Annotated in this window: 17 protein-coding genes and 1 tRNA gene; 12 read left to right on the forward strand and 6 right to left on the reverse strand. The window is 34.0% G+C overall.

Features of this window, described 5'->3' with window-relative positions; translation table 11 throughout:
* Window positions 1-47: 47 nt before the first annotated feature.
* The gene (gene secF, locus AAGD91_RS03620; protein ID WP_341820638.1) at window positions 48-923 is read left to right on the forward strand and encodes a protein translocase subunit SecF; all 876 of its coding nucleotides are present in this window, start codon (window positions 48-50) and stop codon (window positions 921-923) included.
* A 6-nt stretch (window positions 924-929) separates the two neighbouring features.
* Here the strand turns inward: secF and AAGD91_RS03625 are convergent, their stop codons facing one another.
* Window positions 930-1,445 carry a TIGR02281 family clan AA aspartic protease gene (locus AAGD91_RS03625; RefSeq protein WP_182182693.1) on the reverse strand — a complete coding sequence of 172 codons (516 nt, stop codon included), beginning with the start codon at window positions 1,443-1,445 and terminating at the stop codon, window positions 930-932.
* Window positions 1,446-1,579: 134 nt separating this feature from the next.
* Between AAGD91_RS03625 and yidC the strand changes: the two genes are divergently transcribed.
* From yidC to nusB, 3 genes are read left to right on the forward strand one after another with little or no spacing between them, the layout of a single operon-like run.
* Complete coding sequence (gene yidC / locus AAGD91_RS03630) at window positions 1,580-3,289, forward strand: membrane protein insertase YidC (protein WP_341820639.1); 1,710 nt, start codon at window positions 1,580-1,582, stop codon at window positions 3,287-3,289.
* A complete protein-coding gene (locus AAGD91_RS03635; protein WP_341820640.1) occupies window positions 3,267-3,695 on the forward strand; it encodes a 6,7-dimethyl-8-ribityllumazine synthase in 429 nt (142 codons plus the stop codon). Before yidC ends, AAGD91_RS03635 begins: the two co-directional genes overlap by 23 nt.
* Window positions 3,695-4,177 (forward strand): transcription antitermination factor NusB, encoded by a 483-nt coding sequence (gene nusB, locus AAGD91_RS03640; RefSeq protein ID WP_341820641.1) that lies wholly within the window; start codon window positions 3,695-3,697, stop codon window positions 4,175-4,177. Before AAGD91_RS03635 ends, nusB begins: the two co-directional genes overlap by 1 nt.
* A 207-nt stretch (window positions 4,178-4,384) precedes the next feature.
* Here nusB and AAGD91_RS03645 read toward each other — a convergent pair whose 3' ends face one another.
* The 3 genes from AAGD91_RS03645 to AAGD91_RS03655 all read right to left on the reverse strand — a co-directional run bounded on the left by AAGD91_RS03645 (window position 4,385) and on the right by AAGD91_RS03655 (window position 6,534).
* A complete protein-coding gene (locus AAGD91_RS03645; protein ID WP_341820642.1) occupies window positions 4,385-4,876 on the reverse strand; it encodes a hypothetical protein in 492 nt (163 codons plus the stop codon).
* 240 nt (window positions 4,877-5,116) lie between these two features.
* A complete protein-coding gene (dut, locus tag AAGD91_RS03650; RefSeq protein WP_341820643.1) occupies window positions 5,117-5,578 on the reverse strand; it encodes a dUTP diphosphatase in 462 nt (153 codons plus the stop codon).
* 149 nt (window positions 5,579-5,727) lie between these two features.
* Window positions 5,728-6,534 carry a folate-binding protein gene (locus AAGD91_RS03655; protein WP_341820644.1) on the reverse strand — a complete coding sequence of 269 codons (807 nt, stop codon included), beginning with the start codon at window positions 6,532-6,534 and terminating at the stop codon, window positions 5,728-5,730.
* Between the two features lie 173 nt (window positions 6,535-6,707).
* Here AAGD91_RS03655 and AAGD91_RS03660 point away from each other — a divergent pair, with 173 nt between their 5' ends.
* The 5 genes from AAGD91_RS03660 (at window position 6,708) to AAGD91_RS03680 (ending at window position 13,694) form a co-directional block, all read left to right on the forward strand.
* Window positions 6,708-6,998: a co-chaperone GroES gene (locus AAGD91_RS03660; RefSeq protein WP_373457551.1), complete on the forward strand. Its 291-nt coding sequence runs from the start codon at window positions 6,708-6,710 to the stop codon at window positions 6,996-6,998.
* Between the two features lie 100 nt (window positions 6,999-7,098).
* Window positions 7,099-8,748: a chaperonin GroEL gene (gene groL, locus AAGD91_RS03665; RefSeq protein WP_341820645.1), complete on the forward strand. Its 1,650-nt coding sequence runs from the start codon at window positions 7,099-7,101 to the stop codon at window positions 8,746-8,748.
* Window positions 8,749-9,035: 287 nt separating this feature from the next.
* Window positions 9,036-9,539 carry a protein-disulfide reductase DsbD domain-containing protein gene (locus AAGD91_RS03670; RefSeq protein ID WP_341821510.1) on the forward strand — a complete coding sequence of 168 codons (504 nt, stop codon included), beginning with the start codon at window positions 9,036-9,038 and terminating at the stop codon, window positions 9,537-9,539.
* A gap of 227 nt (window positions 9,540-9,766) precedes the next feature.
* Window positions 9,767-11,101, forward strand: coding sequence for an alanine:cation symporter family protein (locus tag AAGD91_RS03675; protein ID WP_341820646.1), 1,335 nt, complete (start codon window positions 9,767-9,769; stop codon window positions 11,099-11,101).
* Window positions 11,102-11,210: 109 nt separating this feature from the next.
* Window positions 11,211-13,694 carry a hypothetical protein gene (locus tag AAGD91_RS03680; protein WP_341820647.1) on the forward strand — a complete coding sequence of 828 codons (2,484 nt, stop codon included), beginning with the start codon at window positions 11,211-11,213 and terminating at the stop codon, window positions 13,692-13,694.
* Window positions 13,695-14,415: 721 nt separating this feature from the next.
* Here the strand turns inward: AAGD91_RS03680 and AAGD91_RS03685 are convergent.
* Both AAGD91_RS03685 and AAGD91_RS03690 read right to left on the reverse strand, forming a co-directional pair.
* Window positions 14,416-14,829, reverse strand: a complete 414-nt coding sequence (locus tag AAGD91_RS03685) for a hypothetical protein (RefSeq protein ID WP_341820648.1) — start codon at window positions 14,827-14,829, stop codon at window positions 14,416-14,418.
* Between the two features lie 65 nt (window positions 14,830-14,894).
* Window positions 14,895-14,970: transfer RNA gene (locus tag AAGD91_RS03690), tRNA-His, on the reverse strand.
* Window positions 14,971-15,120: 150 nt separating this feature from the next.
* On the opposite strand from AAGD91_RS03690, the gene murJ reads away from it, so the two are divergent.
* From murJ to AAGD91_RS03705, 3 genes are all read left to right on the forward strand, one after another.
* Window positions 15,121-16,617, forward strand: coding sequence for a murein biosynthesis integral membrane protein MurJ (gene murJ, locus AAGD91_RS03695; protein WP_341820649.1), 1,497 nt, complete (start codon window positions 15,121-15,123; stop codon window positions 16,615-16,617).
* A 3-nt stretch (window positions 16,618-16,620) separates the two neighbouring features.
* The gene (locus AAGD91_RS03700) at window positions 16,621-19,173 is read left to right on the forward strand and encodes an AsmA-like C-terminal region-containing protein (RefSeq protein WP_341820650.1); all 2,553 of its coding nucleotides are present in this window, start codon (window positions 16,621-16,623) and stop codon (window positions 19,171-19,173) included.
* Between the two features lie 96 nt (window positions 19,174-19,269).
* On the forward strand, window positions 19,270-19,944 hold the full coding sequence (locus AAGD91_RS03705) for a hypothetical protein (protein WP_341820651.1): 675 nt from the start codon (window positions 19,270-19,272) through the stop codon (window positions 19,942-19,944).
* Window positions 19,945-20,086: the final 142 nt, after the last annotated feature.

Below are 20,086 nucleotides of genomic sequence, written 5' to 3' on the forward strand. Positions count from 1 at the left end.
TTTTTAAAAAGTATATAAAATTCAAGTGATTATTTTAAGTAAATAGCATGGCAGTTAGACTCATTCCAGATAACCTCAATATCAAGTTTAGTAAATATAGGGATTTGACTGCATTAATTAGCATTATTTTTATCATCTTTTCAATGCTCATTGTTGTGTTACGTGGAGTGAACTTAGGCATAGACTTTGCAGGCGGAATTTTGATAGAGATAAAATCTTCAGATGAGAATCACTCTATTCTCGATGCATTAAAAGAAAATGGTTTTACAGTGCAGAGTTCAAAAGCGGGTGATAATTTAGTCATGCGTTTTAAAGATGAAGGAGATGAAGATAAAATCAAAAAGATAAAAAGCATACTAGAAGAAAAGCTAGGTAGCTCAATAAGCTATCGTAAAATAGACTATGTTGGCCCACAAATAAGCTCAACACAAATATTTGAAGGAATGTTATCCATGTTGATCGCAATTGTTGGAATATTTTTTTACGTTTGGTTTAGATTTAATTGGCAATGTGGATTCAGTGGAATAACAGCACTGATTCATGACGTGATTTTAACTGTTGGTTTTATTAGCCTAACTGGCATTGAGTTTAATATTTCATCAGTTGCAGCTCTCCTCACTGTCATTGGTTATTCAATCAATAACTCAGTAATTATATACGATCGGATTCGAGAGTATTGCAAGAGTGGTAAAAGTGGGCGGATGAGTGAGATGGTAGATGCAAGTATCAACGCTACATTATTTCGCACTATATTAACCTCGGGTACAACCCTTCTTGCTGCTCTTCCTTTGACATTAATCTGCACAGATGCAGTGAGAGACTTCAGCTTGATCATTTTTTTTGGTATTTTGATTGGCACTTGTTCTGCAATATTTATTTCTGCTCCTATATTAACCTACAGAGCTTTGATAAGTAGATTGTAGAAGTGTTTAGTCGCGGTATAATATCAACTTATTATCTCTTATAGTGAAATGAAAATACCTTAAAAAGCTCATTCCAAGTAGTGAATGAGACATAGAATGAGTGTTAACGCTCGCCTGTACATCATTAACTAAAAAATTCCCTATTTTAACCTGAGGGATGTGAACAACACCAGCTTTTATTTGACCTTTCGCAGTTTCATATATTTTAAAATCCTGAACGTTTTGTAAGTTAATACCAACATGTAATGCGTCTTTTTGTGATAGAACAATATCGGTTGCTCCGGTATCAAGCAAAAACGTTATATTGCGATCATTGACCTGAGCCTGAATATAAAAGTGTCCATCGTATGATTTCGTAAATTCGATACTTCCACTATTCTGACCACTATTCTGAATTCTCCCTTTATATGGTAAAAAAGTACTGAGAAATCTGTCGCTTAGTTTGTCCCTTTGTGAATCAATAAGCATTGAAGTGGCAGCTATTATTAGTAACCAAATAACTAGATTTTTCACCGCGTTCATATTGTTAAAATTTGAAGCTATTAAAATAAATTTTAAAGATTAGCGTTAAAAGTTATTATTAAAAATAAGTAAATTTTATTGTTTTAGTACAATATTTAATATACACTTTAAGAAGATATGTTTGATTTAATTTCATGTCAGAAGCAAAAAGCTTAATTTTAGCAGCTATCCTTTCCATGTTAATCATGGTATCTTGGCGCATTATTTATGATAATTTTTTTAGTGCAAACCAAAACCAGCCATTGATTGAAAATATTGAACATATCGAATCTTTTAACGACCTTGCTCCTATAATACACCAAAATCGTTCTGAAATTATTAATTCCACTCGAGAACAGAGGGTTAGTTTAACCAATAACATGATTAAAGGATCAATTTCTTTGAAAGGTGCAAGGTTTGATGACTTAATCTTAACTAACTACCACTTAGAACCGAGTTCTTCTTCTCCACAAGTGGTGTTACTGTCACCTGCAGAATCAAAAGATGTATATTTCGCAGAATTTGGGTGGCTCGATCCGAATGAAAAGATTAAAGTTCCAGATTCTAAAACAGTCTGGCAAGCAGATAAACTCAATCAAAAAGAGGTCGATTTATTTTGGGATAATGAAAATAGCATTTTATTTAGAATGAAAATTAGCCTTGACGATAACTACATGTTTAAAGTTGAGCAAATTATTGAAAACAATACAAAAGATAATGTAGTTTTGGTTCCTTATGGTAGAATTAACCGTAAACGTGACAATATCAACGAATCTTATTGGATATCCCATGAAGGAGTACTGGGTGCATTTGATAATAAACTAGAGGAGTGGACATATAAGGATATTTCCAAAAAACATTTAATAAAAGCAAGCACGAGTGAAAAAAATTGGTTTGGTTTTGCTGATAAATACTGGCTTACAGCCATCATACCTGAGAAATCCGATAAAATAAATGTAAGCATTAAACACACGAACGTTAATAATACTGATAAATTCCAAGTAGATTTTGTCAAGCCTTATAAGAGCATACTTCCTGGCGCAAGTGTTTCTAATGTGAATTATTTTTTTGCTGGAGCAAAAAAGTTGAATTTACTGGATTCTTATAAGGATACTCTCAATATACCTTTGTTTGATAAAGCTGTAGATTTTGGTGTTCTTTATTTTATAACCAAGCCGGTGTTTTTATTACTTGAATATTTTAACTTCATTTTAAGAAATTTTGGCTTAGCAATATTACTGCTCACTTTGGTGACCAAGCTTTTGATGCTTCCTTTAGCGAATAAATCATATGTTTCGATGTTTAAAATGAAAAGCCTGAAGCCTGAATTAACTCGTATAAAAGAGCTGTATAAAAATGATAGTCTGAAACAGCATAAAGAGACGATTGCATTATTCAAAAAAAACAATATAAACCCAATATCGAGCATTTTTCCCATGCTAATACAAATCCCAGTGTTTGTTGCTCTATATAAAGTATTGTTTGTTACTATAGAAATGAGACATGCACCTTTTTATTTATGGATTAAGGACCTTTCAGCTCCTGATCCAACAAACATTTTCACATTATTTGGGCTATTTAATTACAATTTTCCTGTTTCTATAGGTATTTTACCTATAATTTATGGAATTACTATGTTAATTCAACAAAAATTGAGCGGGAACGATCATGCCAAAAAAGATAACGTTCAAATGAATGTTATGAAATTTTTACCTTATATTTCTGTCTTTATTGTTTCTTCCCTTCCTGCCGGCCTGGTAATATATTGGATATTTAGTAATATTATAACTCTAATTCAACAATCATTAATAAAGTTGTTTTTAACAAGAAAAGTGGGGATGAATGTCGAAAATACTAATAGTTAATTCGGTTTATTATACTGAAATAGCAAACCTTTTGCTTGAGTGTGCAATTGATAAATTCAAAGGAAATAATGTTGATTATGACATAATTGAAGTTCCTGGTGCATTTGAGATACCAGCTACAATTCTCTTTGCAGTCAAAAGCAAGAATGCTAATTATGACGGTTATTTAGCTCTTGGGTGCGTAATTCGCGGTGAAACTGATCATTATCAATATGTTTGTAAAGGGGTAATCGAAGGTTTAAATGAGGTTGTTATGCATTATTCAATACCCTTTGGTATGGGCGTAATTACCGCTGACAGCAAAGATAAAGCACTAGTTAGAGCTGACAAAAACAAAAAGAACGTTGGTGGCCATGCAGCCTCAACTGTTTTGCATATGATAGATTTACACAATAAATTAAAATAATGGAGGAAAAACCAGTAGATAAAAAGTGGCGCATAAAAAGAAGTACGGCAAGATTTCTTGCTGTACAAGTTGCTTATTCAAATATTTTTGTAGGTTACAACAAAAGCACTTTTAAATTGGAAAATTGTGAGCTTAAGGACTACATAAGTAAGTTGAGAGATATATTTGAATGTGAAGAATTTGAACATCAGTTCTTAGAAAACTTGTTATATAAGGTTATAAAAAGCAGTAAAGAATATGATAAAATAATAGAGTCTTACTTAAACCCAAGCTGGTCCCTTTCACGGTTAAATCTTATAAGCTTATCTATTTTGCGTGTTGCAATATCTGAGTTAGCTAATTGTGATACACCAGTTCCAGTTGTCATTAATGAATATACTAACATTGCATCTGATTTACTTGATAAACCAAGCGAAATTGGTTTTATTAATGGGTTATTGGATAAGGCAAAAGATGCAGTTAAATTAAATAAAAATCCTTAGCAATTATAGCCAGCTTTACCTCAAGCACAGGGTATCAGCTACTTGCATGACACCATTTATTGTACACTCACTTTTTCTTGATTTTTTGGTTTATCTTGTCTACCTACTTTGCTACTCTGCTGAACGGATACATTCCCATAATGAACTTGAGTAACCGGCACTAAAAAATAAAGAAGCAGACTTAATCTACCTCTTTATTTTAGCTGTCTAGCTTTTTGCTTTTTCTTCAGAAGTAACTTGTTCAACAACAGCTTCTTGTAAATAGAAGTCGAACACTTTAGCATCATTTTCTTTAGTACTTAAGCCTAACTCGGTCACTAGCTTACCGTTACATATTGGAACGTATTCACCACCCTCATCGTTTTTCATTGCTTGTGACTTTATAGGTAAAAGCATAATATAAGGTACCACATCATTGATTGCTTCTTGCTTCTTTGTTACAATAAAATAGCCTTCTTTGCCCTTTTGGTTAACAAAATCTATACGATATTCACCGTATATAAGATTACCGTTTTTATCCTTATTTTTGTTATTTTCTTTGATATACTTAAACTCTCCTTTTGTTATTCGTAATACTGATTGTGTATCACTCACACTAACAATCCTCCAAGCTTTCAACTCAGAAATTTCGTTATTTTTGCTGATAGCATATATTGCTAAATAAGTCAGCGCAGCAGCAACAAATGCTAAAACGCCCATTCCAAGTGGTGTAACTGCAAAAGCTGCTAGCTTGCAAGTTGAAGGCCTCCAAAGCGGTGTTAGAAAGTATTGCTAATCCACCTATAACGTATATAGCAGTAAATGCAGCAAATACAGTGTTTGCTTTGTGGAGCTGGCCACGATGATTCTTAAAAATTGGCATAACGACCTCATTTAATAAAATATTAATATGCTTAAATTGTGTATAAAAGAACTGTCATAGTCAAGCTTTTTCGTAAGTTACCTACCACTTGAGCCAAAGCCCCCTGCATTGCGACCGGTTTCTTCTGTGGATAATTCTTCTCTGTCATCCCAAATTACCTGAGATACAGGAGAAATAAGGATTTGTGCAATTCTATCTCCTCTTTTTATCTCATACGACTGATTACTTAGATTAATCAGGCAAATTTTAACCTCACCTCGATAATCAGAGTCTATAGTGCCCGGAGAATTTAAGACAGTGATTCCATGTTTTGCAGCAAGACCAGAACGTGGGCGGATTTGCCCCTCAAAACCGTTTGGTATTGCAATCACAATTCCAGTTGGAACAAGTAATCTCTCAAGTGGATTTAAAACAGCAGAGTCATTCAATGCAGCATAAAGATCCATACCAGCACTCTGCGTAGTTGCATAACATGGAAGAGACAAGTCTTCTCCGTGTGATAATCTTTTTATTTCTACTTTAATTTTACTTCTTTGCACTCCAATTTAACAACTATGAAGATTCAATTATAGCATGTAAATTGTATCTGCAAAAGTAATAAATGTTACATCGTAAATGATGTCATTCTAGTGCGTGACGCTAGGCCATAAAATAAGTTTTTCGTTTCTATATGCGCTACCTTAAGACTTTAATTATACAACGTCTTAACGCACTTAACCCCATCGACATATAAATTTGCATGACTTTTTTGAGTATTAAGCAATGCAAGTCCAATGTTGTCTACACTAGAGCGCAGTTCCCCTATTTCCTCATTATTTTCATTTGTCACTTTAGTGCCAATATCTGGAAGTGCGTTATCCCCCTCAACAAGATAAAGTTTTCTTCTGAATATTTCTTGTCTGCTCATTCGATTTACGACTTCCTGACCTATGTAACACCCCTTATTAAAGCTTATACCGTTTGCCTTATCGATTAAATATTGCAATGGGAACGATGAATTTTGTACCATATCTTTTGCTCCATCTGGGACAAGGTTTTTAATTCTAACTTTTTCATACTGAATAAAATCTCCAACCGGTTCTTTTATTTCATCTTTATGTATGATCCTCATTCCTAGCAGCTTGTGCCTTGGATCTTGAAAAATAACTTGTGACTTACTACTACACTCCGCCAACTTAGTATCAAACAAAACTCCAACCTTATATAGTGCACTAATGTCTTTAATTTTCACTCTCAAATAAGTTTTAAGTAAATCTAGTTTCTCGATTATTTGCTGTAAGTGCACATTTTCGCACTCTAAGAAAATATATCTACCATATTCAATAAGAAAAAAATCATATAGGTATTTTCCCTGAGGGCTAAGCAATAAAGAGTAAATAGCTTTTTGGCTATCTAGCTTATTAATATCATTGGTTATAATGCCCTGCAGAAAATCTCTAGTGTCAGGCCCATATAGCACTATCACACCACGACTTAAGAATGGTATATAACTCATGAAATCTCTATAAATAAACCTAAATTTTATTATATAACATTAGGCTCTTTTAGAAACTGCTTTTGGCGTGCATATTTTATATGGTGTGCATATTTTACAAGCTCCAGCCCTTGAAATCTAACTTACGAGTATATATATAAAGTTATAGGTTAATTTGTTGAGAGGAAAAGCAAATGTCAAGTATAAGTTTAAATGTATTGGATGATAGCGTGCTGATCAAGCCTATTAGCGAGGAAAAGCAGGGTGGAATTATGCTTCCATCAAGTGCTGAAAAGAAACCTACTAAAGGTGAAATTGTAGCAACTGGTGAAGGTTCACGCAACTCAAATGGCGAACGCATAGCTTTAACTGTAAAGGCTGGTGATAAAGTGTTCTATCGTCAATGGGCTGGTACAGAAATAGAACATAATGATGAAAAGCTTATCGTGATGAAAGAGTCCGATATACTTGCTGTCATTAAATAGCAGTCTTTATTTTACTAAACTGAAACAAAGCGCAACATGGCGCATTGTAAATAGTTGTATTATAGTTTTCTAAATTTTTTATTAACAAGAGGTGATAAAAATGACTAATGTAGTAGTATCAGGTGAGCAGTTACAAGAAGCCTTTCGTGAAGTTGCAGCAATAGTGGATTCAACGGTAGCAATAACTGCGGGACCTAGAGGAAAAACAGTAGGGATTAATAAGCCCTATGGAGCACCAGAAATTACAAAAGATGGTTATAAGGTGATGAAGGGTATCAAGCCTGAAAAACCACTAAATGCTGCAATAGCAAGCATCTTTGCCCAAAGTTGTTCTCAATGTAACGACAAAGTTGGTGATGGTACAACAACGTGCTCAATATTAACTAGCAGCATGATCATGGAAGCTTCAAAATCAATTGCTGCTGGAAACGATCGTGTTGGTATTAAAAACGGAATACAGAAGGCAAAAGATGTAATATTAAAGGAAATTGCATCAATATCTCGTACAATTTCTCTAGAGAAAATAGATGAAGTAGCGCAAGTTGCGATAATCTCTGCAAATGGTGATAAGGATATAGGTAACAGTATCGCTGATTCCGTGAAAAAAGTTGGAAAAGAGGGTGTAATCACTGTTGAAGAAAGTAAAGGTTCAAAAGAGTTAGAAGTTGAGCTGACTACTGGCATGCAATTTGATCGCGGTTATCTCTCTCCGTATTTTATTACAAATAATGAAAAAATGATCGTGGAGCTTGATAATCCTTATCTATTAATTACAGAGAAAAAATTAAATATTATTCAACCTTTACTTCCTATTCTTGAAGCTGTTGTTAAATCTGGTAAACCTTTGGTTATTATTGCAGAGGATATCGAAGGTGAAGCATTAAGCACTTTAGTTATCAATAAATTGCGTGGTGGTTTAAAAGTTGCTGCAGTAAAAGCTCCAGGTTTTGGTGACAGAAGAAAGGAAATACTCGAAGATATAGCAACTTTGACTGGTGCTAAGTACGTCATAAAAGATGAACTTGGAATCAAGATGGAAGATCTGACACTTGATGATCTTGGTACTGCTAAAAATGTTAAAATTACTAAAGATAATACCACAGTTGTCAGCGAAAATAGCGATTCTGACAGTGTGAAAGCTAGAATCGAGCAGATCAAATCTCAAATTGAAACTTCAACTTCTGATTATGATAAAGAAAAGCTAAGAGAACGTTTAGCGAAATTATCAGGTGGTGTTGCTGTGCTAAAAGTTGGTGGAGCAACTGAAGTGGAAGTTAAAGAACGTAGAGATAGAGTTGAAGATGCGCTGCATGCAACAAGAGCTGCAATTGAAGAAGGCATAGTTCCAGGTGGTGGAGTTGCACTTCTTTATGCTTCATCTGTTCTCGACAAATTAAAAGGTGCAAGTGACGAAGAGCAAATAGGCATAAACATTATCAAGAAAGTTCTCAGTGCTCCAATTAGAAGGTTAGTTAAAAATGCTGGTCTTGAATCTGCTGTTATCATTGACTATTTGATTAAGCAGAATGATAAAGAGCTTATATACAACGTTGAGGCTATGAATTACGCTAATGCATTTACATCTGGTGTGATTGATCCAGCAAAAGTAGTGCGTATTGCTTTTGAAACAGCGATATCTGTTGCGAGTGTGCTGATTACTACTGAATCTATGATAGTTGATGTACCAAGCAAAGAAAATGCTTCATCTCCTATGGGCGCAGGAGAAATGGGTGGCATGGGTGGATTCTGAGTAGAGTGAAGCCGTGGAGCAATTGCTCCACGGTAGTTCCAAAAAATCTCACATTTTACTATTCGTTAAAGGTAATACGTTTGGTGCAGAAAGTCACTACTGTTTGCATCCTTTTCACCCCTTTATATTGTGGTTATCTAATAACAAAAAGGCAGCATAAGAAAACTATAACCCCTGGTGTATTTATACTAGCATAATGCTATATTAATAAATAATCTATATAATGCTATTAAATATAATACTTAAAATCTAAATCACTTTCTCTATAAAAGGAGAAATTTGCCTTAATAAAAATAGATATATATTTAATATTGTTTTTATTTTTTTCTTGCACCCAACTATATGCTGACGAGGAAATTGCAAAATTTGATTTACTTATTGGCGAGATAAATGAAGCAAACCTCACTCTTAAAGGTGCAATAAAGGTTACAGTAGAACCAAGCTGGCACATATATTATAAAGATCCTGGAGATTTCGGTCTTCCCACTTCTTTTGATTGTAAGGGTAACACATTAAACATAGATATTTACTGGCCTATTCCAAAGGAACATAGAGATAAAGTAGGAAGAGAGATATTTATCAGTAACGTATATAAGGATATGGTATTATTTCCCTTTAAGATGAATGTGTTTTCAAATCAAGGGTATATTGACCTTAACTTCCATATAAATTATGCGATATGTAAAGATAGGTGCATCCCTAAAAATGTTGAGATAAAAACCAGGCAACCACTAAAGGATTTTATAGATTCTGATATCAATAAACTTATAAATGAGTGGTATGAAAAATAGGGTTTTATAGCTAACACGTCATACCGCCGCGGTATCTCGGCATAGATTCCGCTAACAAGTAGCGGAATGACGAATTTGTCGTTTTTCAAATTGTCGGTAAATCTAAGTCAGTTTAGCTATAGCAGGCTATTAGCTTACTATAGCTTTTGTAGTGTGACTCTCATAAACAATAAATTAGGTATTTTCAATTTTTGTTGTATACTTAAATAAAAATCTCACTTTTACAGATGGATACAGTAAAGTTTGTTTTATTACTGCCAACAATATTACTCATGCTAGTTGCTGGTGTTTACCTATCGGTTAAACTAAAATGGCTACAGATATTTAGATTGCCGTACGCCCTTTCACTCATTGGAGTTAAAAGAGGGGAAAATAAATTTTCTTCTATAGCCGCCCTGTTTACAATCTTAGGGGGAAATTTAGGAGTAGGAAACATTTCAGGAACTGCTGTTGCTCTAAAAAACGGAGGACCGGGCTCTATTTTATGGATGGCAATAATTATTGTTATCACTTCTGTGATAAAATATGTCACTTGTTATCTAAGTATAAAAACCAGAAAGGAAAAGAACGGACGGTTTATAGGTGGCCCTGTAGCCTACATGGCTGATGCATTTAATTCTAGAAAAGCTACAATTGTGTTTCTGGTTGTTATGATGATGGTTTCAATAACAGTTGGTAACCTTGTTCAGGTAAATTCTCTATCAATACCACTTAACATGATAGATGTGCCTGTAGTCATTGGTGGCATTGTAATGGCCATAATATTTTTTGTTGTTGCAGTTCTCAGCTTAAAAAAAATTAAAATTTTTATATCGGCTATGATACCAATAATGACGGTAAGTTACCTCATACTTTGCGGTATCATATTATTTAAGTTTAGTGAAAATATCCTTCCTTCTCTAAAATTAATAACAAGCAGTTTTTTTACAACTAGTAGCTTTAACTCTGGTTTATCTCTAGGTTTGATTTTAGAAATGTTGACTATTATTCAAGTCGGAACTTTGCGAGGTATTTTTGCAACAGATATAGGGCTTGGCCTCGAAGGAATTGTGCACTCTTCAATTGTTCCTAAGAAAAATAATAATAAATTTATTATTGAACAGAGCCTAATCACAATAATATCGCCTTTTATAGTTGCATTCATAGTGTTTATTACAACAATGGTACTGCTTGTCACAGATTCTTGGGTCACTGATTTAGAGAGTACTAACATGTGCATATTTGCTTTTAGAAAAGCTATGAATTGGCCCTATATTGACTATTTAATTATGGCCATAATGTTTTGCTTTGCCTTTACTACTATTTTTACTTGGTTTTTTTGCTCAAAACAGACAATACGCTATGTGTCTATGGATAATAAATACACTAAAATCTGGATTGTAATTTTTACCATGATCATTCCGCTTGGTGCGATGGGTAAAGTCCGATTGCTATGGGATGTCGCTGATATCTCGATTGCTGCTTTGTTATTTATCAACATACTCGCTATACTCAAGCTAACTTCTAAAGATCCAGAAGTATTTACTGTGAGCAACAGATATTTAAAATTAGGCGCCAACTAAAAGTTGCCATCTGAGTAACAACACAACCTTCCTTAATAAAAATTCAACCAATGCTCGTGATAATTATATTAGCTAGAACTAAAGGCAGAGGGTTATTAGTGAGGGGTATATGAACACTAACGATACACAACAAGAACACATTTATAATGAGCGCATTCAAGAATTTTTTCCTTTATTTGATAAAAAGGACGACCCAATTTATAATGCTAGAGTTGATTTTAACACAGTAAAGTTTTTAATAGAATGCGCCGATTGGGATTGGAACGAAGATAAAGACAAAAATAAAGCATGTGGAGTTATTCTTCAGGAATGCGACAAGACAGCTAGACAAGAGCTTGAAGATAAAGCTAAAGAAGAGTTGAATAAATATATTACTAATGCTAATAACATTAATGATGATGTTAAAGATAAAAAAGTTTCAATATACGGTAATCATGCTAGTATTACACTGGAGGATAACAAGAAAGAGTTCAAAATCAGCGAATTTTTAAACAGTGATTTTTGTCAGAAGAATGGAATCTCGGGATTTTCAACGTTGCATAGTGATGGAAAGAGCGGAATGCATGGTTTTGTTGCCGAGGAAGGAGGGAAAAAAATAAGACATTATGTTGTAACCGATGGTTCATATGAAATGACGCTAAATTGGTATGTGAATGGGGAAAAGTGTACTATTAAAGTCAATATTGATAAAGAAGGTGTAGACCTTATTGAACCTAACAGTGTTACGGAGCAATTAAAGAAGCAATTAGAAGTAAATCAAGACGTAAAAATAGGTGGTTTATTCTTGCATGAAATAAAATTCAGGGAAAAAGGAAAAGTGAATGAGGTGCAACATGACGGAAAAGACAATCAAGTCCTTAACAAATCATCTGAAATCGCAATAAAAAGTAACAGTAGAGATATTGAGCAAGAGGTCAAAAAACCTGTTCAAAAACACCAAGCTACTCATATGAATCGAGAAACTGGGTCTCAGACCCCTCCGCTGCCACCACTTAGAACTAGTTCACTTCCACCTAAAGAAAATGTTGTCAATGAGCAAGGGAGGAATGCCTCTGCCAAGCCTGTGAGCCAAGATGGTGGGCAAAGAGATAAACAGAATAATCCAACACCTAATAATCAGCAAAAAGGTGCAACTTCTGATCCTTCGGACAGTTCTACTTTCACCAAGTCTGTAAGCCACAATCAAGATAATAGGCAAAAAGATGAACGGTATGACAATCCTACATTTGGACATGCTGTACCTGGAAGCCAAAAACCAGATAGAAGTGAGCAAACACCTAATAATCAGCAACAACCTAAAACCCAGCAACAAGAAGGAAATAGCAAAGGCGATCTATTACAAGACATCAGAAATTTCAAGAGAAACAGCTTACGGCGCACTGGTGTTGTTGATGGTAGCGGAGCATCAATGGAAGGAGGCAGGAAAAATGAATCAACGTCTTCTATATTAGAAACATTAAAGGACAAAGTTCCTTACTTGCCTTATTCAAATATACATGAACATGACAGTGATAACTGTGGTGCTAGTGATGCTGAGTGGGAAGAAAGTAAACAGCCACTTTCTGTTCAAAAACCCAATAGCAAAAGTGACTCGGGCTATTCACCTCAAATTCATGCTCAACCTCAAGTAGATCCTGAGCAGCCAAAGAGGAGCTTAGAGAACATTGAACAAAGTGACCAAACTCCACCTGAAAATCTTCTTAAAGAAATCAGAGATAGATCACAGCAAGATAATAGAGGATTAAGGCAAGTTGATCCTACTGATAAACTGTCACAAGATAAAGAAGATGGGTTGCTAAAAGACAGTTCAACAGATGTAAAAACAAACGATTCGGGCTATTCATCTCCAACTCATGCCAATCATGGACAATCTCAAGTAAATCCTGGACAGTTAAAAGCGAGCCTAATGAATGTTGAACAAAGGGATGACACTCTACTTACGGAATTTATCAGTAAGTTGGATAAAGAAACTCAGAAGTTCCCACTAAAACCGGTGGATCAAAAAGGAATTAGTGAACAAACCAAAGAACATTTATTAGCAGCAGGATTGCTAAAAGACAGCTCAACAGATGTAAAAACAAATGATTCGGGCTATTCATCTCCAACTCATGCCAATCATGGACAATCTCAAGTAAATCCTGGACAGTTAAAAGCGAGCCTAATGAATGTTGAACAAAGAGATGACACTCTACTTACGGAATTTACCAGTAAGTTGGATAAAGAAACTCAGAAGTTCCCACTAAAACCAGTGGATCAAAAAGGAATTAGTGAACAAACCAAAGAACATTTATTAGCAGCAGGATTGTTAAAAGACAGTTCAACAGACATAAAAACAGTGGCAGAACAAGAAAACAATGACACTAATTCAATTGTAGATAAAAATAGTAATCTATATAAATTACTAGAGAAAGATGAAGCACAACTGAAAATTGGAGTAATAGAAGAAGAAAGAAAAGATACTTTAACGGAACACACTGATAGTTATGATCGCAATAGAATTGCATTAGGTAACAGAAATAAAAGGCCACTGGATTGGGCTAAACGTATTGCTGAGTCACAAGAAAAAGATACTAATAAAAGTATTTTAATGTAAATTGAGGTTAGGGAATGTTCAAAAAAGTGTGTCAAACCGCATTTTTAACTCAACTCAATTTTCAATCTACCAGGAAAGAAAATATCAAGTTGAGATATAGTTAAAGCCCAATTAGGTATAGCCATAGTGGGAGTGTTAAATAAACCATACGCGTCAAGTTAAGGCCCAATATAGCACCATTTAAAGTGGGTATCTTGTTTGTTACATTTATTTTTTGGGAAATTTTGATCTAAAATAAGATAATTCTTTTAGAAGAGTCTATAAATTACTAGCTTTATTACTTAATATCTAAAATAATTTTTACCACTTTTCTTTTTCCTTATGCTACTTTCCCTTAACTTGACGCGTATGGTTTATTTAACACTCCCGATAATCTCGTTATACCTGATTTGGAAACAAAAGAATCTTAATCCCTTTCAAAACCTTCTATCTATTGTCTCTTAAGCTACACCTCTGAACGGATACATATATTTCTAGACTCCTGATACAATGTTGAACATTTTTTTTGCATTTTGAATTCTATGGTATTTTGTTTAACATTGAAGCAAGAGTCCAGGCACTGCCTTTGTGTTTGAGGCAAAACCGGCTATAACACTTAACACACTGCCTTTGCAAACAAATGTTCGTACAGCTATATGCTGCACACTAGAATAACAGAAAGCAGAAACCTTACTTAATTGGTTTAAAGTGATTCGTACCCCTCCCCTTTTGAAGAAAAGTGCTAAATTATAGGTGATATAATGTGCTCATTCACTTTTTTAGCTATTGGTACTATAATATTTTCCATTGCAAGAAACGCTATAATTGGCGCAATTACTCCTATTGTTGCACCTGCTAAAGCTGCAGAGCCCATTCCAAGAATTGCACCAGGAAAAATAGCAGTTGCGGCTGCAGCAAGGCCAACTCCAATTGCAGCGCTTGCAACGCATGAAACGGCCATCTCGAAAAGATCTTTCTTGTAGAATTCTACTTTGCATATACCATATGCAGCGAGTAATATTACAGGAACGTCAGCAACAATTCCACCTATAACCAAAGGTGACAAAGCTGTGAAACTCAATCCCAAACCTGTAAGTGCACCTATTACTGATGCTGCACTGCAGAATATTAAAAAACCTTTAGTGTTGTCATCCATATACTCTCCCTAATTAATTGATATATTACCATTTGTTCATATTTCTGTAAAGCAGAAAATTTTAGTGGGGCGAGCGACCAGGATTGAACTGGCGACATTCAGTACCACAAACTGACGCTCTACCAACTGAGCTACGCCCGCCAAGATATAAAATATCTAACATACGAGCGCAAATAGTCAATTGATTATTTAACTCTCCTTTTGTAGAGGGTTTTAAGTTTAGCCAATAAATATTTTCATTGATACTTTTACTATTATAGTTAATTGTATTGATACTAATGAAGTAGTGGTATGTTTAAAAGTATTTTCACATTTAGTTTTTTTACGGCTATTTCAAGGATCTCAGGGTTAATAAGAGATGTATTAATTGCTACGGTTATTGGTGCAAACTCTCTTGCAGACATATTTTTTTCTTCGTTTCGTTTTGCCAATCTATTTCGCGCATTTTTTGCAGAGGGAGCATTTACCACGTCCTTTATACCGTTATATTCAACAGAATCACACGATGATAAAAAGGCATTTAATTTTGCAAGTAGTGTAATATCCATTACGTTTATTATCTTAGTAATTTTTTGCCTTATCATGCAAACTTTCTCCCCTTATATGATTCAAATTTTTGCTCCTGGATTTGACCAAAGTAAGTTTACCCTTACTGTTACTTTATCAAGAATTATGATGCCCTACATAATCTTTGTTTCAATTGCATCACTTATTGGTGGAATGCTGCAAGTAAAGCAGCATTTTGCTTCAACAGCTATTGCACCAATCGTTTTGAATCTCTGTTTAATCATCAGTTTGTTTGTGCCTTACGTAAAAACTCCAGCGCACAAACTTTCTATAGCTGTCCTTATAGGAGGAATTTTCCAGCTACTTTTGATACTATTTAGTGCATACAAGTTAAAGGCAGCTTTTTCTTTTAGCCTTGAATTAAGCAATGAAGTAAGGTTGTTTTTTAAGCGTGTGATACCTGCAATTATCAACAATTGTGTAACTCAAATAAGTGTATGGATTGACACAATCATGGCGAGTTTTATACCAAATGCGGTGTCCTATATATATTATGCCGATAGACTAAATCAACTACCGCAGGGAATAATCGGTACTGCAATCGGTACAGTGCTTCTTCCTTTAATTTCAAAACAGGTAAATAATACTGAAAATATAGTCAAAATACAGAACAAGGCTCTCAACATAGGATTAATGTTAATTATGCCAACAACTGCTGCCTTTATTATTATTCCCGACATAATTTTACTTACGCTTTTTTCTTACGGCCGGTTTGATCATTATGCAGTGCAGCAAACTGCTCCCACGTTAATAGCATTTTCTCTTTCTTTACCTGCATTTATTATAAATAAAGTATTGCTACCCACGTTTTTTGCTAAAGGCAATCTAAAAATACCAACTATGTTCTCACTAATGTGCCTTGGAATTAATGTAGTGCTAAACCTTTTGTTAATGAACGAGTATCAGTACACGGGGATTGCTATCGCTACTTCCGTTTCCACTTGGATAAACTCCATTCTATTAATTAGTTATTTAACAATAAATAAAATGTATAAGGTTAGCCAAGCGTTATTGTTAAATATCATGAAAATTTTTGTAGCAACGGTAGTCATGTCAATAGCCCTTTATATTTTTAATTCTTTGTTGGCAGGATTATTTTTTGATAAAATATTGGCTCGTATTGTTTATTTAACGACTTTAATAGCTTTGAGTGTTATTGTTTATTTTGGTATTCTTTACCTAACTTTTAGAGGAAGTTTGGATAATTTAAAACATGTATAAACTATGAAGCTCTCGATATATGCCATATTATCAATCTCGCTGCTATTAATTCTCATGCACGTTGCTGCAACTTTTAAGGATTGGAGTGGCTACAGGAAATATATCATAAAAGAGTTGGAGAGAACGTATGATGCTAAAGTGCATATTGGAGGGAAAATTAAAGTTTCACTCATTACTCCAAAGCTCACTATTCATAATGTATATATACAATACAACGAAAATAAAGAGCAAAAACTATCAGATTTAATTAGTGTAAGAAAAATTGAAATAAGGCCATCGTTCCTATCGTTGCTTTTATTCTCGTTGCAACCAAAGTCAATCACATTGTTTGGCATGAAAAGCAATAAAGAAAATTTAATTAATATTATAAATACAAAAGCCAGTGGTAACACAGTCGATATAGTAATAAAAGATAGCCAAGTAAGTTTTAAGAATGATTTCGCTAATTATAGCAGCATTGTTAATATAAAGGAAGTTACTGCAAAAAAAAATAGGCAATTCTCTGGTAAAGTAAAGGTAGGTGATAATAATTACGATTTTTCAGGAAAGGTTAATATCACAAAAAAGAATGCATACATTAGTGTTGAATCAAATTTTGTAAATTTGCTATTTACAGGTAATAGAAATCAAGAAGAACTCCAGGGTAATTTAACACTAACGATTAATAATAGTTCCAGTTCTGTGAGTGATTTAGCAAAAATCATTAATCTTAGCTTTCTCTCTTGTGTTATTCCTAGTGAAAATATTGAGATATCATCTAATATCAACCTCGATGAAAATGAGTTTACGGTAACTGACTTGAAAATTGATTCCAAAAGCATGCAAGCCAGTGGTACAATACAAAATGATAGAAAAGGCGATCACACTAATCTCAATATTAGCTTCAGCAAAGTTGACTTAGATTCCATACAAAATGATTCACAAAGAACAACGAATATGAAAGACCTTCTGGAATGCTTTAGAGCAGTTGTGCCAAAGAACTTAAGCTTAAATTTTAATATGGAAGCTTCTAACATTCAATATCAAAACAAAATATTGGACAATTTCCGTGCTGTACTAAAATCCACTGATGGCAAAGTAAAAGTTAATACGCTTCTTAAATTTCCTGGAATCAATAATATATCTTACTTATCAGGAGAGATCTCAAACAATAATGTCCTATCTGAATTCAACGGTGATTTGTTAGTAGAAGGAAATGATTTTGAGTCATTCATTTCATGTTTTTTTCCTTCTATAAAGATGAAAGAAAACCAGAAAAATCAATTTACACTAAGTTCTAAACTGCACCTTGCACCAAGAATATTATCTATCTCAGACATTAGACTGCTAAATAATAAGGAATCCTTGCAAGGGTCAATTAGAGTAAGCCACACAAAAAAACTCAGTGTGATTGATGGTAAATTTAGCATGCATAATCTTGATGCAGATAAATATGATCATTCATTATTTAGCAGTTTATCTAAAATGCAACGGCTGAAAAATTTTCAGTATGATGCAAATATAAAGGCCAGTGTTAATAACCTTACATTGAATGATACGAAAATTAAAAATTTGGATTTTTTGCTGAAAATGGAAAAAGGTAAGCTAGTTGCAGATAAAATAAAACTATCTGGAGAAGATTTCGATATTACCGGTAATGCAAAAATATTAGTAGATCAAAAATACGCCAAACCTTTATTAGATGTGAACCTTACGGGCAATAAATTTAATGGAAATATCTTTAAATTACCAAATTTAGTAGAGGTAAAAAGAAATTCAAGAAACGAGATAGATCAAATTCAATGGTCAACAAAGCAGCTTGATTTTTTGGATGATAAAGAAGGCTTTGATGCAAATGTGCAAATCAATACTGCGGAATTTAAAACCGAGCAGAATGTTTTGAAAGATTTTAATTTGGATGCGGTAATGAGAAACAACGTTATCACTATCAGACAGGCAAGTTACGTATTAGAACACGGGCAAGTGTTTTTTCAGGGTTATTTAAGATCAGACTCAATGAATACAAGATTTTCTATTGTAAATTTGGACACTAAAAAGATTGGTAAGGTTATAGGAATTGACAATGTAAATGGTCAGATAAGCTTAAGTGGTGCAATCAAAACTCAAGGAAAAAGTTTTCATGATTGGGCTAATAGCTTATCAGGAGATGTAAACTTACAAGCGCAGGGAATAGAAGTTACTAATGTAGATTTCAATTCATTTATCGCTAATTTGTTAAGCAGTAAGAATAAGTCTGAAATTTCCACATTTGCTTATGTTGATATATATAATGGCAGTACATTTTTTGAAAATATTAGCGGAAAAGCAAGTATTAAGAGTGGTATATGTTCAACTAGTTTACAATTCGGGATTGATCAAGCATCAGGGTCGATCTCTTCTAATTTAACCTTATCTAACTTCGCTTTAGCTTCTATATTCAGGTTCTTTTTCATACCACCAAACTATAGTAATCCAATCTATATCGATATGCATTTGGATGGCCCTATTTGGCGTCCTAAGATGAGTTTTGATGTAGACCAAATCTTCATAGCTCTGGTTGGCAAGAGGAATAGTTAATTTACTAACATCTGTTTATAAGAGTCATATGTGCTTGACAACTGGCTAATATTAGGTTAATATATTGATATGAGCATTAAGTTGTAGGTAAAAAAAATGTTTAGCATGTTTTCGAATCTTTTTGGCAGAAGTTCTAATAATCCAAGTATTATTGGAAGTAATGTAGAAGTTAGCCCTATAAAAGAAACAGTGACTCCTGTAGATATTGATGAGGGTTTTGAAGAGATTGATCTTGCAGAAATCGATGAGGAAGAATTTTTCGAATGTACAGCAACACAAGAAGAACTAAATTCGTTGCTTGAATCTGAATCACAAGGTAAAACTATTTCTTATGCCCTTAAGCCATTGCTTTATACTGCAAAATATGGAGCCAAAGCACTATCAGCAACAACGGTAGTTGTATCGTACGCCTTAAATGGGGCTTTATATGGTATAGCTGGTATATCTTATATTCCCTATAGTGCATCAAAGATACTTGAGGAGATTAAAGAAAAAGATAAAAATACAGTAGGATACAAGATGATCACTGCTTCTCAGAATTTGCTAGATCTTACGTCAGGTGCTATATATACTGTGTCATATGTACCATATGGTGCTGGAGTAGTTTTAAATGGAGTGTCTGGTATAGCAAATCAATTAGATTCCTCTTTATCTCCTAAAAAAATAGAGCAGATCTGTACTAAATCAGATTTGTTTGTAGACAACTTATCCAGTAAATTAAAGGGAATAAAAATAGAGAATTTTTCACAAGCTCTAGCGGTAGCTTGTTAGGTGTGTACGGTTTAGGAGACAATAAACTCATCTGAACGGATATCTTCAAGCATATCTGTTCAATGGTGCGGCAGAAAATGGTTGCGCAGACAAAGTTGCTATAGCTAGTGCAACCCTACGTCATACCGCCGCGGATAGATTC

Source organism: Wolbachia endosymbiont (group A) of Myopa testacea (genome assembly GCF_964027115.1).
Classification (GTDB): domain Bacteria; phylum Pseudomonadota; class Alphaproteobacteria; order Rickettsiales; family Anaplasmataceae; genus Wolbachia.